Origin of the sequence: uncultured Thalassolituus sp., assembly GCF_950066645.1 — a bacterium.
GTDB lineage: Bacteria > Pseudomonadota > Gammaproteobacteria > Pseudomonadales > Oceanobacteraceae > Thalassolituus.
The window spans coordinates 1-14,895 of record NZ_CATMFB010000017.1 but is presented as its reverse complement, the minus strand read 5'-3'; the positions used below and the strand labels follow the sequence as shown (position 1 = coordinate 14,895).

The following is a 14,895-nucleotide window of genomic DNA, read 5'->3' as shown; positions in this document are numbered from 1 at the left end:
TGCGCGGCAATCGATGCAATTATCTGAGTGATCTCTATGGCCGATCTTCCCCTGCTGCTTGAGCCCGCACAACTTGCCGGGCTACTGCCAGCTGACCATCTGCTGATTATCGAACAGTGCAAAGGCGAAACCTTCGTCCAGAACCACATTCCGGGTTCTGTTCATCTGGACTTCAAACGCCTGCAACTGCCGGGCACGCCTGCGCCGGGCAAGCTGCCTTCTGCAGAGGCACTGGAAACCGTATTCAGTGAGCTGGGCCTGACGCCAGACACTCACGTCATCTGCTCGGACGACGAAGGTGGTGGCTGGGCAGGTCGCCTGATCTGGGTTCTCGACTGCATCGGCCACAAGAAGTACTCGTACCTGAATGGCGGTCTGGTTGCGTGGCTGGACGAGGGGCTCCCCACCGAATCCGGTGAAGTGACGCCTGTCGCCAGCAACTATCAGATCGGTGCCATTCATCACGACTGCTCATTCACGAAAGAGCAGATACTGGAAAATATCGGTCAACCCGATTTTGCCGTCTGGGATGCCCGTTCGGCGGCTGAATACACAGGCGAGAAAGCCATCTCGAAGCGCGGCGGTCATATTCCGGGCGCGGTCAATTACGAGTGGACCCTCGGCATGGACAAAAGCCGTGGCCTGCGGATCAACGAGCTGGAAGGTTTCCGCCAGCTACTTGCCGGCCTCGGCATCGACAGCACCAAGCGCATCGCAACTCACTGCCAGACCCATCACCGCTCAGGCTTCACCTATCTGGTCGGTAAAATTCTTGGCCTCGATATCCGTGGCTACGCGGGCTCATGGTCTGAGTGGGGCAACGACGAATCGACACCTGTGACAACCGGAGACAAACCCTGATGAGTTTCAAAGATAAAGTATTTATTGCCAGCCAGTATCTGGTGCCTCAGCACCTGTTGTCCCGCGCAGTAGGTTGTCTGGCAGACGCCGAGATGGAATGGGTGAAAAACCCACTGATCAGCCTGTTTATTAAACAGTTCGGCGTCGATATGAACGAAGCTAAGCGTAAGACACCGGCTGAATTCCGTTGCTTTAACGACTTCTTTACGCGCGAACTCGAAGACGGCGCGCGCACGATCGAAGGCGATGCCTCCGTTCTTTCCTCACCGGCGGATGGTGCTGTATCGCAACTGGGTGAAATTGTTGATGGCCGGGTTTTTCAGGCCAAAGGGCAGGACTACTGCCTGACAGAATTGCTTGGCGGCGATACTGCCCGCGCAGAACCTTTTATGGGGGGTGAATTCGCAACGATTTACCTCTCACCAAAAGACTACCACCGCGTGCATATGCCGATGACCGGTAAGCTGCGTGAGATGATTTACGTTCCTGGCGACTTGTTTTCAGTTAACCAGACCACCGCTGAAAATGTGCCGCGCCTGTTTGCCCGTAACGAGCGCGTGGTGTGTATTTTTGACACCGACAAAGGGCCTATGGCCATGGTTCTGGTCGGCGCTATGATTGTCGCCGCCGTCGAAACCGTCTGGGCGGGACATATTGCTCCGCCACGGCGCGAACTGAAAGTCAGTGAATACGGCGTACCGGTCGACGTTACCCTGGAAAAGGGCGCAGAAATGGGACGATTCAAGCTTGGTTCCACCGTTATTCTGTGTCATCCGAAAGGCGTCGTGAACTGGAAAGAAACTCTGACAGCGGGCTCGCCTTTACGCATGGGCGAAGCCATCGCCGATCTCGCCTGACACAACGAACCGCAGGTCATCCGCCTGCGGTTCAGCCATCCCCCAATAACACGTCGGGCTGATAGCGATAACCGGCGCCATAAACGGCCCCTACCGCGCCCTCTGCCTCAATCGTCGCGAGCTTGCGACGCAGCTTATTGATGTGAGAATCCATCGTACGGGTGTTCACTACCCGGCGGTCATCATAGATGCGGTCAATCAGCTGATCGCGACTGAAGATCTGTCCCGGTCGGGCCATCAGAGTATGCAGGATGCGGAACTCAACCGTGCTGAGCATCACCCGCTGATCACCGAACACCACTTCCAGGCGGGATTCGTCGGCAACCAGTCCACGCACCCGCCCTGGCGTCGTTAACATCTGAGTGCGCCGCAACTGCGCCTTCACCCGAGCCACGACTTCCCGCGGGCTGTAGGGTTTACAGACGTAATCATCGGCCCCGCACTCAAGACCAATCAGGCGATCCACTTCTTCAACCCGGGCACTGAGCATGATCACAGGCACCGCTGACACACCCCGCAACTCTCTGCACAGTGTCACACCATCTTTGCCCGGCAGCATGACATCCAGCAGGATCAGTGACCACGCCTTCGAGAGCGCCAGCTGTGCGCCGCTCACCCCATCATGTGCCAGCGTGACCTGGTAGCCCTCATGCAGAAGGTAATCCCGCAGCAATTCTGCCAGGGCGACTTCATCTTCAATGATCAGAATTCCGGTCACGTCACCTCCCTCTGCAATACCGGCAGAACGAGGGTCATCCGTATGCCTCCGAGGGGAGAAGCATCGGCACTGAGCACCCCATCGTGAGCCTCTGCAATTCGCTGCGCGATACTCAGGCCCAGGCCTGAGCCTGCAGTTTCTGAGCGGGAGCTGTCCCCCCGGAACAAGGGCTCAAACATACGCTGCAGTGCCTCGTCCGATAATCCGGGAGCACTGTCCTCGACCACCAGACGCACCGAATCCCGATCTTTCACCGATGAAAGGGAGATACTTCCGGGGGCGTTGGTGTATTTAATGGCGTTCGTCAGGAGGTTAGCCAGAAGTTGCCCGAGGCGACTGGTATCTGCCAGCACCTTCACCGCGGCGACCTGCCCGAGCGTCAGGTTCAGCCCCTGTTTATCTGCCAGTGGCTGCCAGAGTGATGTCTGATCCCGGAGCCACTGTTCCATATCCACGGAGACTTTTTGATAACTGAGTGCCCCGAGATCGGACAGTGTCAGCTGCTGAAGGTCACTGACCAACGCATTGAGCCGCGTGACCTGCAGATGGAGGGTATCGACCGCTTCAGTGGTCAGAGGGCGGATGCCGTCCTGCAGTGCTTCAAGCTGGCTCTGTAACACCGACAGTGGCGTGCGCAGCTCGTGCGACAGATCGGCCATCCAGCGCTCACGGGCGCTGCGGCCTGCAGCGAGGGTATGCCCTAACTCATTCAGACGATACGCCAGCAATGCCAGCTCATCACGCCCCGCTACAGACGCCCGGAAATCGTAGTCGCCCTGACTGTAGTGCTTCATGCCCAGCATGATATCGTCAACACGCCGCAGCCAGAGCCGGGACATTCGCCAGGCAGCCAGCAGTGCTGCAACCAATAGCACCAGAGTAATTATCAGCAGGTTCGATAACTGCTCATCCAGAAACCCCTGATTGCGGCGATCGGTGTCCTCTGGACGCGGCGCCAGTCCCAGCCACCCCACAACCTGATCATCAACCGTCAGTGGCGACAGCAGAGTGCCGGGTTCGGCGCGCTCAGTACCGGCGAGCAGACTACGGTCGGCATCCAGCAGAAACAGCGGCAGACGAGGTGGTCCGCCCTCGCGCATATCCGGGCCATCATTCGCCTGAGGGGGCGGCCGGTCATCCGGTTTATGCTCAGCCGCCGGTCTGTCACCCGGCGGAGGCCCGGGCGGCGCCGTGTGCTGGTCAACGAACTCCCACCATTGCGGGAGCAGAGCCTGCCAGCTCCCGTGCTGGCTGTAATAGGTTTCCAGCTGTCGCTGCAGGGTCTTCAGAAACGGCGGCTCGCGCTCTTCGAGGTACTGGGAAAAGCCGGTCTCAACACTCAGACGGAAGAAAACGATGGCACTGAAAGCCATCATCACACAGAGCACCGCAATCAACAGAAACAGCTGAGTGCGCAACTTCATGATCAGGCCCTGTGCCAGTCAAAGCTGATAACATCGGCAATCGCCGGGCTGCCTGTCAGGTGCATCAACAGGCGGTCTGCGCCCATGGCGACCCCAGAGCAGTCGGGCAGTCCGGACACCATGGCCGCCAGCAGTCGTTCATCAACTGGCCGGCCCCGGGATTCATTGTCAAAGCGGCGGCGCTGCTCTTCGGGATCCGTCAGTTCGTGATAACCGTTCGCCAGCTCGGTGCCATTAAAAAATAACTCGAAACGCTGCGCGACAAGATGCCCATCTGGCGCTCTCGCTACCCGGGCAAGTGCGGCCTGAGAGGCAGGGAACCCGGAAATAAAGACCAGAGTATCCTGCGGCAGTGCCGGTTCAACCAGGTGCGACATAATGACATCCAGCCAGCCGTCACGACCGAGCTGCAAATCCTGGCCTGCGGTCTGAATACCCAATGCGGCAACCTCTTCCGGAGACGCATTGTGGACATCCAATCCGGCGTACTGTCTCAGCGCTGTGTCATAGCTGATGCGCAGCTCCGGCAGCTCGGCCCAGCGGGGCTGAAACAGGGTTCGCACCAGATCGCGGACTTCGTCCATCAGCTGATCCAGCGTCCAGCCCAGCCGGTACCATTCCAGCATGGAAAATTCAGGATTGTGGCGACGGCCAGCCTCACCGGCGCGGAACACTTTGCAGAGCTGCCAGATATCGCCGCTACCAGCACAGAGCAGACGCTTCATCGCGTATTCGGGAGAGGTATGCAGCCAACGACCTTCAACAGTCTGCATGGGCTCAATATTGGGGTCAGACACCGGGGCGCTGCTTAGCAATGGAGTCTCAACCTCCAGCACGTCCCGTTCTGCAAAAAACGTCCTTATGCTGCGGTAAAACGCAGCCCGGGCTGCAAGTGCAGCCCGGGTACAGGAAGGTTTCCAGAGGTTCTGATCAGGCACGGCTGACGTAATCGCCTGTGCGGGTGTCAATTTTCAGAACTTCACCAATGTTGATGAATAGTGGCACTTTAACCACAGCACCGGTGCTCAGTGTCGCTGGCTTGCTGCCACCGTTGGCTGTGTCACCCTTCACACCGGGATCAGTCTCAACGACTTCAAGTTCAACAAAATTCGGTGGCGCCACGGTCAGAACCGCGCCATTGAACAGAGTAACCGCGTAGACGTCCTGCTCTTTCAGCCATTTCACAGTTTCACCGACCGCTTCAGCAGAAGCACCGTGCTGCTCGAAAGAACCATCGGTTGCCATGAAGTGCCAGAACTCACCATCGGTATAGAGATACTCCATATCGATTTCCATCACATCCGCGCCTTCGAGGCTGTCGCCGGACTTGAAGGTTTTTTCAACAACACGACCGTTGCGCAGGTTGCGCAGCTTCACGCGGTTGAATGCCTGGCCTTTGCCCGGCTTGACGTACTCGTTCTCAATAATGGAGCAAGGCTCGTTGTCGAGCATCACTTTGAGACCTGATTTAAATTCGTTGGTAGAATAGTTAGCCATTTCGACTTCCACTTAATATTGTCAGGAACACTGAATCAGGTGCGTATCATAACCCGATCCGGCTCCTCTGTCCCGGCATCCGATCATGCCGACTGGCAGAGTATTCTTGCTGCTTCATTCCGTGATGCCGGATCTCTGCTTGAGTACCTGCAACTCTCACCGGAACTGATTGCAGGCGACGCCATTAAAGCCGCCGTTAAGCAGTTTCCGGTTCTGGTGCCGCCCGGTTACGCCGCACTGATGAAGCCCGGAGACCCGCGCGATCCGCTGTTGTTGCAAGTACTACCCCGCGCCGACGAAAATCAGCAGGTGGAGGCTTACGTGCCCGACCCACTGGCGGAAAAGCACAGTAATGCCCGCCAGGGCATTATTCACAAGTATCAGGGCCGCGCACTGATGCTGGCGACCGGAGGCTGCGCGATCAACTGTCGCTATTGTTTCCGGCGCCACTTTGATTATTCAGCTAACCGCCTTGGCCGCCGCGACTGGCAGCAGGCGCTGGAGTACATTGCCGCAGACAGCAGCATCAGCGAGCTGATTCTCAGTGGTGGCGATCCTCTGATGCTGCAGGATGATGCATTGTCGGAACTGATCAGCCTGGCGGAGGCGATTCCACATCTGACCCGCCTGCGTATTCACAGCCGGTTACCCGTCGTTATCCCTGAACGTATTACCGACGCCCTTATCCGTCGCCTGGAAATATCGCGCCTGAACACTGTGGTGGTATTACATATTAATCACCCGGACGAACTGACCCCAGCGCACAAAGAACCATTAAAATTATTAAGAAATTCAGGGACATGGCTATTAAATCAAGCAGTGCTTCTGAAAGGCGTAAATGATGATCTAATGATTCTTTCTGATTTAAGCGAACGTTTGTTTGCTTTTGGCATCACACCCTATTACCTTCACCTCCCCGATCCGGTGACGGGAACTCACCACTTTGATAGTGGCGACGACACGGCATTGCGACTGCACCATCAATTACGCAGTACCCTGCCCGGTTATCTTGTTCCGCAACTGGTCAGAGAAATTGCCGGTGAGCCATATAAAGTTCCTTATATATCACTCACTTCGGGCCAATAACGCACTATTTGGCAGCGACCGAATGTAAACACAATTCACATTCTTCGCGTTAAACGATTTAATTGCAGGTTAGAGCTGGAAAAAACACGCCATCAGGGCTATATACTTTTTCTCAGGTACAAAATAATCAGCAGGATTGCATGGACAGCCAACACTCACCGATCAGATTACATATCCCTACGGTCAGTCAGACAGAGCTGTCTTTCTGTGCACCCAATGCACAGAGCTTTTCCGAATGGGCCAAGTCATTACCCATGGCCAACACCGGGGAAGCGTCACGACGCCTGTACCAGGCAATCCGCGAGCTGAACAACTGGAAAACTCATGCGGCAACCCGATTTGAGTTCTTGGAGATTATCCGGCCGTATATCTATTCAGTCTGTACCGTTCTGAATAAGCATTTCCTGCAATCATCAATCTCACTGAATGATAAGCAGCTCAAAATTGCTAATCTGAGTCAGGCTCTGCAGGGACATCTGGCCACTGGCTACAAGCTGGTCGTTGCGCATACCCTGCAACATATGGCCTCTGGCGAGAAAACGCCACGCCATCTGCCAACGGCACTTCACCGGGCAATCTCCGACAGCTCACAGACCATCCTGCGGGCATTCCAGCTCTATTGTCAGCCACCAGAGCGATCCTGGCTTGATATCAACCAGATGTATCTGATGGCTGAGGCACGTCGTCTGCAGAAGCTGGAGATCGAAGATCAGCAGAACAGACTCTGCACTGCGACCAGTATCAAAGATGTGTTTGTACGCATTCATCTGCTCGGCACTGTTAAGCCCAGCAACCTGCGCCAGCAGGATCTGGCCATGATTTATGAAGCCTGCGAACTCTGGTCTGAACAGGTTGAGCTGACGCCTGCCGACGACGAAAGCGCGCTCTTCATCATTAACCTGCACCGTGACCGTGCCGGCCAGTACCGTCACCACCTCCGCGATGCACAGAAAGCCAGTTTCCGCAGCCTGAACGCCAACAAGCTGGTGAATGGTCTTAAGAGCTGGAACCGCTCAGCAGCAGATGACAATGCTGACGTCGTGGTTCCCGACAAAATGAGCGACACCCTGGTGTCACACGCCGTACAGGCCTGGGGAATCCACTGGCAGCGTTCATTCCGGCGCCAGCCTACCGAAGGCAAGCTGACCGTGTGTGTGGGATTGTCTGCACTGCATTACTTTACGGCGGGTCGCCGCGATTTCGAACAGGTCATGCTCGGTTTCAAACCGAGTGCCTATGAGGGCGATCAGAATACCGGCCGCTCAGTTGATACCGGCCGGGTCGCCTCCGATGACATCTGGGCCGACGCCTTTGATGCCGGTGGCAGCGCACGTATGCCAGAAAACTCAAGCATGAATCTGGATGCCATCGAGTTCATCAACAAACACAAAGGCCAGAATTCCCCGGCCCGTGAAAGTGATGTCCGCTACAGTAACTATCCGGTCGTTCTGATCAATACCAGCCCCGGCGGCTACTGCCTGCACTGGGAAGGCGAAGTTCCTTCGTCGATTCAGGCCGGTGAGCTGATAGGTATTCAGGAATCCGGTGTCCGCCACTGGTCTGTCGGTGTCATCCGCTGGATCCGTCATCTGCGTGATCAGGGAACACAACTGGGGGTCGAGCTTCTGGCACCCAAAGCCGAGGTTGCTGCCGCCCGTTTACTGCAGAAAACCGGCAGTAACGGACCACAGATGCGCGCGCTGGTACTGCCAGCCATCAAGGCCATTGCCCAGCCCGCAACGGTACTTCTGCCACGTATTCCATTCCGTACCGGCAACAAGATAGAGCTTCAGCATAATGAGCTGCAGGGACGCTATCAGTTGAGCCGCAGCCTGACCTCTACCAGCAGTTTTGGTCAGTTCCAGTTCCGCGCCGCAGGCATGACGCCAGCCACGCAGCAGCCAGTCTCTCGGGCCGGCTCAAGTCTGATCGAAGACGATTTCGACTCTCTCTGGAACAAACTCTGAGACCTTGAACACAAAGTGACAAGCTTTGTCACTTTCTGGCGTTTTTTACGCGCGCCAGCCATTTTATAATCCTAGGTTTTCCGTCACTGAGGTCACTATGTCCGTCTCCACCCGCGATACGCTGCACTTGCTGCTGCTGACGCAAACCCAGAACGATGCCGAACAGCTGATCAGCCTGATCCGCAATTCCGGCTCGGCCACCCGGGCACAGACGGTCACATCTCATCAACAGTTTGAAGACAGCATCCGCGCTACGCGCTGGGATGTCATCGTTGCCGACCCCGAACTGGATGGCATCGATTTCAGCGAGTTGATAAACCAGGTTAATCGCCTGAACCTCGACATCCCACTGATTCTCGCCCCCCGTAAAGTTGAACCTATGCTGCACGAGACTGCCCTGTTGCGGGGTGTCGCCGGCATGGTGGCGTTTGAAGAAAGCAATACACTGGTGCTGATGATTCAACGCGAAGTTCAGCAGTTGCGTGTACGTCAGGATATCCGGGTTCTGCAGATCCGTTTGCGCGAAGCAGAAAAACGCTGCCGTCTGCTGCTTGAAAGCTCGCGTGACCCCATTGCCTACGTACACGATGGCATGCACGTTTACGCAAACCAGGCGTATCTGGAAATGTTTGGCTATGACTCGGTCGAAGAACTTGAAGGAATGCCGGTCATGGATATGGTCGCTGCTGAAAGTCAGGGCGACTTCAAAGCCTTCCTGAAAGAATATCAGGGCGTGGTACCGGAGGGGCGCGTTCTGCACCTGACCGGAGCCCTGCCTGATGGCTCTCACTTCCCAATGCAGATGTCGTTCAGTGAAGCGATGTATGCCGACGAAACCTGTACGCAACTGCAGATCAAGCGTGAAGAAAGCACTCAGGTACTTGAGGCTGAGCTGGATGAGCTGCGTATACGTGACGCCACTACCAACCTTTATAACAAGAACTATTTCGTGGAGCGCCTGACCCGGGCGATTGACCAGGCCGTTCTTGAGAAAAGTTACAGCACCCTGATGTACATTTCTGTCGATGGCTTTGACAACATCAAACGTGCGGTTGGTATTCAGCAGTCGGATGAAGTCATACGCGCGGTTGCTGCGTGCCTCAGTGAACATGCCATTCAGTATGATATTACCGCCCGTATCAGTGATGAAGCGTTTGCCTGGATGATGCCAGGGCGTCAGCCAGAAGAAGCTCAGCAGCGAGCACAGGCGCTGGTCGATGCCATTGCAGGCCTGCTGGTTGATCTCGAACAGCAGACCATCAGACCAACCATCAGTGTCGGTATTACCCTAATCACAGACAACAGCCCTGCCGCTGCCGAAGCATTGCAGCAGGCCCATAATGCGGCCGAAGCGGTCAGCGAAGGCGACAGAACCGGCAACGGCATCCATCTCTACATGCCGGAAGACGAGCATCAGGAACAGGAACTCCGCAAAGCGGAAGACGAACTGGCAGAAGCTGTCAGAACTAATCGCCTGAAACTGCTGTTCCAGCCTCTGATCAATCTGCGTGGCGAAGATGCCGAGCACTACGAAGTTCTGCTGCGTATGCCCGACAAAGACGGTAGCGAGATTTCCGCAGGTGACTTCCTGCTGAGCGCAGATATCAGTGATGAACTGAAACGCAAAGTAGATCGCTGGGTGATTCTTCACGCCACCAAATTGCTTTCTGTTCATCAGCGCAAAGGCAACCAGACCCGGATTTTTATTAACCTGACCGGTGCCTCGCTACGTGATGATGGCCTGGCTGGTTGGGTGCAGGTTGCTCTGAAAGCGGCGGAGCTGAAGCATGACTCAGTGATTTTCCAGATGACAGAAGAGGACGCCGTACGGCATATCGCTCCGGCGAAACGTTTCTGTTATCAGATGCATGCCGTCGGTATCCGCACAGCTGTCAGCCGCTTTGGCTGTGAACTGTCACCGATGGATCTGCTCGAGAAGGTGGACCTGGATTACGTTAAGATCGATGGTTCGTTTACTCAGGAGCTTGAGAATAATCCCCAGAGCGGAAAAGTACTCAAGCAGCTGTTGGGCGACATCCATGAACGCGGCAAGAAGAGTATCGCGCCCTTCGTTGAAAGCGCTTCAGCTGTGTCCAGCATCTGGCAATATGGCGTGCACTTTATTCAGGGCTATTACGTCCAGGGCCCACAGGCCGGTATGACGTATGATTTCTCGGACGAAGACGCCGGAGGCTGAACCTCCGGCAACCTGTCAGTGGATATCGCGGTCGTGATACCCGAGAAGGTAGAGAATGCCATCCAGTCCCAGCGTTGAGATGGAGTGCTTGGCATTTTCGCGGACCAGAGGCTTCGCCCGGAACGCAATACCCAGACCGGCAATCGACAGCATCGGCAGGTCATTGGCGCCATCGCCGACGGCTATCGTCTGCTCCAGACGAATGCCTTCCTGATCAGCCAGCTCGCGCAGCAGTTCAGCCTTACGCTGACCATCTACCACACGTCCGGTCACACGGCCGGTCACCAGGTTATCTTCCATTTCCAGCTCGTTGGCGAAAACGTAATCAATACCCAGTCGTTTCTGCAGATAGCGGCCAAAGTAGTTGAATCCACCTGAGAGAATGGCCGTTTTATAGCCCAGTGCGCGCAGATTGCTGATAAGGCGCTCTGCCCCCTCAGTCACTGGCAGACGCTCCGCAATGCCTTCCAGAACATCACCGCTCAGACCTTTCAGCAAGGCCACCCGTTGCTCGAAGCTCTGGGTAAAGTCGAGTTCGCCCTGCATTGCACGCTCAGTGATTTCCGCGACCTGTTCACCCACGCCTGCCGCGTGGGCCAGCTCATCGATGACCTCGGTTTCGATCAGGGTCGAATCCATATCAAAACACACCAGCCGACGGGTACGACGGAACATGTCGTCTTCCTGGAAGGCGATATCGACGCCCAATTCATTGGCGGCTTCGAGGAACTGGGCACGCATGGTCGCCTGATCTGCGGCACCGCGTACCGAAAACTCGACGCACGCGCGGGTAGTGTCTGCGACGTTATCTAACGGCACCCGGCCAGACAAACGATTGATCTGGTCAATATTCAGGCCGTGCTCGGCTGCAATCGTGGTCACCCGCGCAATGGCACCGGCTTCGATCGTGCGGGCCAACAGGGTAATGATATGGCGGGGCTTACCCTGCTGAGCCACCCAGTGGTCGTAACTCTCAGGGGTAACCGGTGTGAAACTGACCGACAGCCCAAGTTCATGCACTTTAAACAGCACATCCTTGAGCACCGGTGCGGACTCAGCACGCGAAGGAATCGCCGCCAGAATCCCCAGAGACAGGGTGTCATGTATTTCCGCCTGCCCGATGTCCATGATGGTGACATCGTACTGAGCGAGAATACTGCTGATGGTTGCAGTGACTCCGGGCCTGTCAGCACCAGTTACCCGGATCAATACCAATTCAGTCACAGACGCTTCCTGTTATCGCTGGCAGAATCTCAGAGCTTGTCTGCGTCAGATTTTGCTGCGGCGACAACAGCGCGCAGTTCTTCGATCAGTTCAACGGTTTCGTGAACAGACAGAGCGCGAACACGGTCGACACTCATCAGGAACAGGCCTTTTTCCAACTTTTCCAGCTTTTCCTGCAGAGACTGTTTCACATCACTCATGATCTTTCCTCGTAGCTAATTCGGTTATTCAATCTATCGGATTCTGTTTTCCGGCCGCTCAGCACGCGACCGGATTGTCGATTCGTTCACCCATTCGGGACACTTCACTGGTGTTACGGCAGGGGCGGCATATAATATCACTAAAGTTAAGGAAAATTTCGAAATTTCAGGTTGTGACATGAGTATTCTCCGCTCAATCAGTGAAACACTGAACACAAGTCAACGGGCGGGACTGCTTGCAGCGGTCATGGTGCTCTTTTCCGGCGTGATCATCAGCGCTGTGACCTACAATCACCTCTATACGCAACTCGTCAGCGAACAGAATGACAATGACAGACGTCAGCTACAGCACCTTGGTGCCCTGCTGACCCCCGGCCTCGTTCGCGACGACAGAATCACCCTGAATCTGACCCTCGATGAGTGGCAGTCCGGTGCCAGTATTCCGGCACTGCGACTGCTCGACCGCGAAGGCAAACCCCTGGCGACCAAAGGCAGAAATCAGGAAGGGCTTGTGCCTCTTACCGTTGAAATCCGCCAGGACGGCGTCCTCTACGGGCAGATTGAAGGCTATACCAGTACCGCACCTGCGACCGCCTCGGCGGGACGTTTCGCCGCACTCGCATTGCTAGTGACAGCCATGATGACACTGATCTGCGGAGTTGCAGGCTGGCTGCTGAGCGAGCGCTACATCCGTTATCTGCGACAACTGCAGCTGCGCCTGAACCAATGGCGTGATGGTGACTCCCTGCGTCTGCCGATGGGACCAGATAACCCGGAGCTCAGCTCTCTGCACGATACCCTGAAAGAAATTGCCCGCCGTGAAGAACAGAAAAAGGCGGTGGATGAAGCCCTGGGGCAGTTTATCGGCAATTCTGAGAGTCCGTTTCCGGAGCCGATGAAATATTACGACTGTGCCATGCTGTTTATCGAGATCCAGGATCTCGAGCTGCTACAGCAACGCCTCTCTGCAGAAGAGCTAACGCGTACGCTCAATCAGTACCACCGTTTACTGACTCAGGCAGCAAAGCTATACAACGGCAAAGTCGACCGCTTTCTGGGCGATGGCGTGGTGATGCTGTTCGGTATTCCGAATAAAGATCGCAACGCTGCCATGCACTGCCTTTATGCTGCCCGCCTGTTTACCGGGCTGGTAGATTACCTGCGAGAAAATAACGCGGGGATCCTGCCGCTGGAATTTAACATCGCCGCACATTGGGGCCCCGTCCTGATGGCACCCTTACAGGACGATGTTTCTACTCAGTACAGCCTCATCGGTGACACAGTGCACTGGGCGGCACACCTTGCAACTCAGAGCGAAGAGCGTCGCATACTGGTCAGCCAGACCATGATCGAAATGATGGAACATGGACACGACGTGATCTGGACCGAAGGCCCGGCCATCCGCGATTTCCATGGCAGCAGCCAGACGGCCTACTGGCTCGACAGCCTGCCAGAAAAAACAGAATCTCTGATTGCACGCCAGATCAAGCACATCACATCGATGACCGAAAAAGTCTGATGATTATATAAGCTGACAGGAATGTCAGGTTTGGTGCAACACTCCCGACAGGCCATCTGAGGAAGTTAATCTAGGGTTATTAGTGAGTCTTACCTGTAAGGAATCATTAATATGCTCAGACTTAAATCCGCTGCACTTGCCGTCGCTCTGGCTGGCATCAGTTCAGGTGCCCTCGCGGGTGACCTGATGATCAATGGCTTTATGAACGTTAATGCCGGCATAACGTCCACCGATGACATCTCGTCTGACGGCTATGACAGCGATCTCTCATTTGCGAACCAGACCATCGCAGGCCTGCAATTGGTTAAGCAGGTGAATGATTCAACCTCTGCAACTGTGCAGCTGGTATCCCGTGGCGCCGATGACTATAAAACAGAGGCCTCGTGGGTATATTTCACGTACTCAGTGAACGAGAATACCGATATCCGCATGGGGCGCCTGCGCACTCCAACGTACCATTACTCTGATTTCCTGGAAGTTGGATACGCCTACAACTGGATCACACCTTCCTCACTGATTTACCTGCCGAGCGCTCTGTCTTCGTTCAATGGTATTGATCTGACCCATCGCTTCACTCTGGGTGGCATGGATGGTTATGTTCAGCTTTACACCGGGCGTTTTGGTGGCGACCTTGAAACAGGCGGTGACACATACTATCTCGATCTGAATCCGAACCGGGGTGCTATCTTCAGCCTGACATCAGGCGATATCACCGGGCGCATCAGTTATCACAACGCCAAGCTCTCAATGGATCTGGACCCGACCGCCGGCCGCGCCCTCGATAACTTCCTCGCGGGAGCAACTCTGGCTGGCGTCGGCGATGAATTTACTGCCGATGAGTCCGATACCAAGTATTATCAGGCATCGTTCTCTTATGACAACGGCTCCACCTCCGCGATTGCTGAGTGGACCAGCCTCGACCACGAAACCGCGATTTTCAACGACAGCGTGTCTTACATGATCGGAGGTGCTCAACGCTTTGGCATGGCGACCGTCCATCTGACTTACGTAGCCACTGAAGATGAGCTGGAAAGCGGCGTGGTAGGAGTACTCCAGAAAAATGCGGAATCAAAAGAAAACAGCATAATTCTGGGTGTCCGCTACGACTATGACAGCGCAACCGCCTTCAAGATTGAAGCAGAGCGTAACGATGAAGAACTCGTCGGTGGCGCAGAAGGTGAGTCCGGCATGGTTTACCGCGTTGGTATGGCACTGGTGTTTTAAGGAGAAGGCCGTATGAAATTAGTCAATTTACTCAGAAATACCCTGATCTCCGCAGCACTGATCGTTGCCGTCCCCGCGGTCGCTGAAACAGCGGTTATCGTGAGTGCAGGTAATGGCAATG

13 protein-coding genes are annotated in these 14,895 nt (G+C 55.4%); 7 read left to right on the top strand and 6 right to left on the bottom strand.

What is annotated here, in order from left to right:
• Window positions 1-36: 36 nt before the first annotated feature.
• Entirely contained in the window at window positions 37-861 is an 825-nt protein-coding gene (locus tag Q1L85_RS14345; RefSeq protein WP_300433460.1) for a sulfurtransferase, read from the top strand.
• Window positions 861-1,718: an archaetidylserine decarboxylase gene (asd, locus tag Q1L85_RS14340; RefSeq protein WP_300428007.1), complete on the top strand. Its 858-nt coding sequence runs from the start codon at window positions 861-863 to the stop codon at window positions 1,716-1,718. The genes Q1L85_RS14345 and asd overlap by 1 nt, the downstream gene beginning before the upstream one ends.
• 31 nt (window positions 1,719-1,749) lie before the next feature.
• On the opposite strand, the gene Q1L85_RS14335 is transcribed toward asd, so the two are convergent.
• Genes Q1L85_RS14335 through efp form a run of 4 tightly spaced genes read right to left on the bottom strand, consistent with a single transcriptional unit; the run spans window position 1,750 to window position 5,357 of the window.
• Window positions 1,750-2,436 (bottom strand): response regulator, encoded by a 687-nt coding sequence (locus Q1L85_RS14335; protein ID WP_300428006.1) that lies wholly within the window; start codon window positions 2,434-2,436, stop codon window positions 1,750-1,752.
• Window positions 2,433-3,860 carry an ATP-binding protein gene (locus tag Q1L85_RS14330; protein WP_300428005.1) on the bottom strand — a complete coding sequence of 476 codons (1,428 nt, stop codon included), beginning with the start codon at window positions 3,858-3,860 and terminating at the stop codon, window positions 2,433-2,435. The genes Q1L85_RS14335 and Q1L85_RS14330 overlap by 4 nt, the downstream gene beginning before the upstream one ends.
• A 2-nt stretch (window positions 3,861-3,862) precedes the next feature.
• On the bottom strand, window positions 3,863-4,798 hold the full coding sequence (epmA, locus tag Q1L85_RS14325) for an EF-P lysine aminoacylase EpmA (RefSeq protein ID WP_300428004.1): 936 nt from the start codon (window positions 4,796-4,798) through the stop codon (window positions 3,863-3,865).
• A complete protein-coding gene (efp, locus tag Q1L85_RS14320; RefSeq protein WP_300428003.1) occupies window positions 4,791-5,357 on the bottom strand; it encodes an elongation factor P in 567 nt (188 codons plus the stop codon). Before efp ends, epmA begins: the two co-directional genes overlap by 8 nt.
• Before the next feature lie 39 nt (window positions 5,358-5,396).
• On the opposite strand from efp, the gene epmB reads away from it, so the two are divergent.
• From epmB to Q1L85_RS14305, 3 genes are all read left to right on the top strand, one after another.
• Window positions 5,397-6,443: an EF-P beta-lysylation protein EpmB gene (gene epmB / locus Q1L85_RS14315; protein ID WP_300428002.1), complete on the top strand. Its 1,047-nt coding sequence runs from the start codon at window positions 5,397-5,399 to the stop codon at window positions 6,441-6,443.
• A 140-nt stretch (window positions 6,444-6,583) separates the two neighbouring features.
• Window positions 6,584-8,410: a hypothetical protein gene (locus Q1L85_RS14310; protein WP_300428001.1), complete on the top strand. Its 1,827-nt coding sequence runs from the start codon at window positions 6,584-6,586 to the stop codon at window positions 8,408-8,410.
• A 97-nt stretch (window positions 8,411-8,507) separates the two neighbouring features.
• A complete protein-coding gene (locus Q1L85_RS14305; protein ID WP_300428000.1) occupies window positions 8,508-10,607 on the top strand; it encodes an EAL domain-containing protein in 2,100 nt (699 codons plus the stop codon).
• A gap of 15 nt (window positions 10,608-10,622) precedes the next feature.
• Here Q1L85_RS14305 and serB read toward each other — a convergent pair whose 3' ends face one another.
• A complete protein-coding gene (serB, locus tag Q1L85_RS14300; RefSeq protein ID WP_300427999.1) occupies window positions 10,623-11,831 on the bottom strand; it encodes a phosphoserine phosphatase SerB in 1,209 nt (402 codons plus the stop codon).
• Window positions 11,832-11,860: 29 nt separating this feature from the next.
• Window positions 11,861-12,031 (bottom strand): hypothetical protein, encoded by a 171-nt coding sequence (locus Q1L85_RS14295; protein ID WP_300427998.1) that lies wholly within the window; start codon window positions 12,029-12,031, stop codon window positions 11,861-11,863.
• 178 nt (window positions 12,032-12,209) lie between these two features.
• Here Q1L85_RS14295 and Q1L85_RS14290 point away from each other — a divergent pair, with 178 nt between their 5' ends.
• Both Q1L85_RS14290 and Q1L85_RS14285 read left to right on the top strand, forming a co-directional pair.
• Entirely contained in the window at window positions 12,210-13,550 is a 1,341-nt protein-coding gene (locus Q1L85_RS14290) for an adenylate/guanylate cyclase domain-containing protein (protein ID WP_300427997.1), read from the top strand.
• A 111-nt stretch (window positions 13,551-13,661) separates the two neighbouring features.
• Window positions 13,662-14,774, top strand: coding sequence for a porin (locus tag Q1L85_RS14285; protein WP_300433459.1), 1,113 nt, complete (start codon window positions 13,662-13,664; stop codon window positions 14,772-14,774).
• Window positions 14,775-14,895 lie beyond the last annotated feature (121 nt).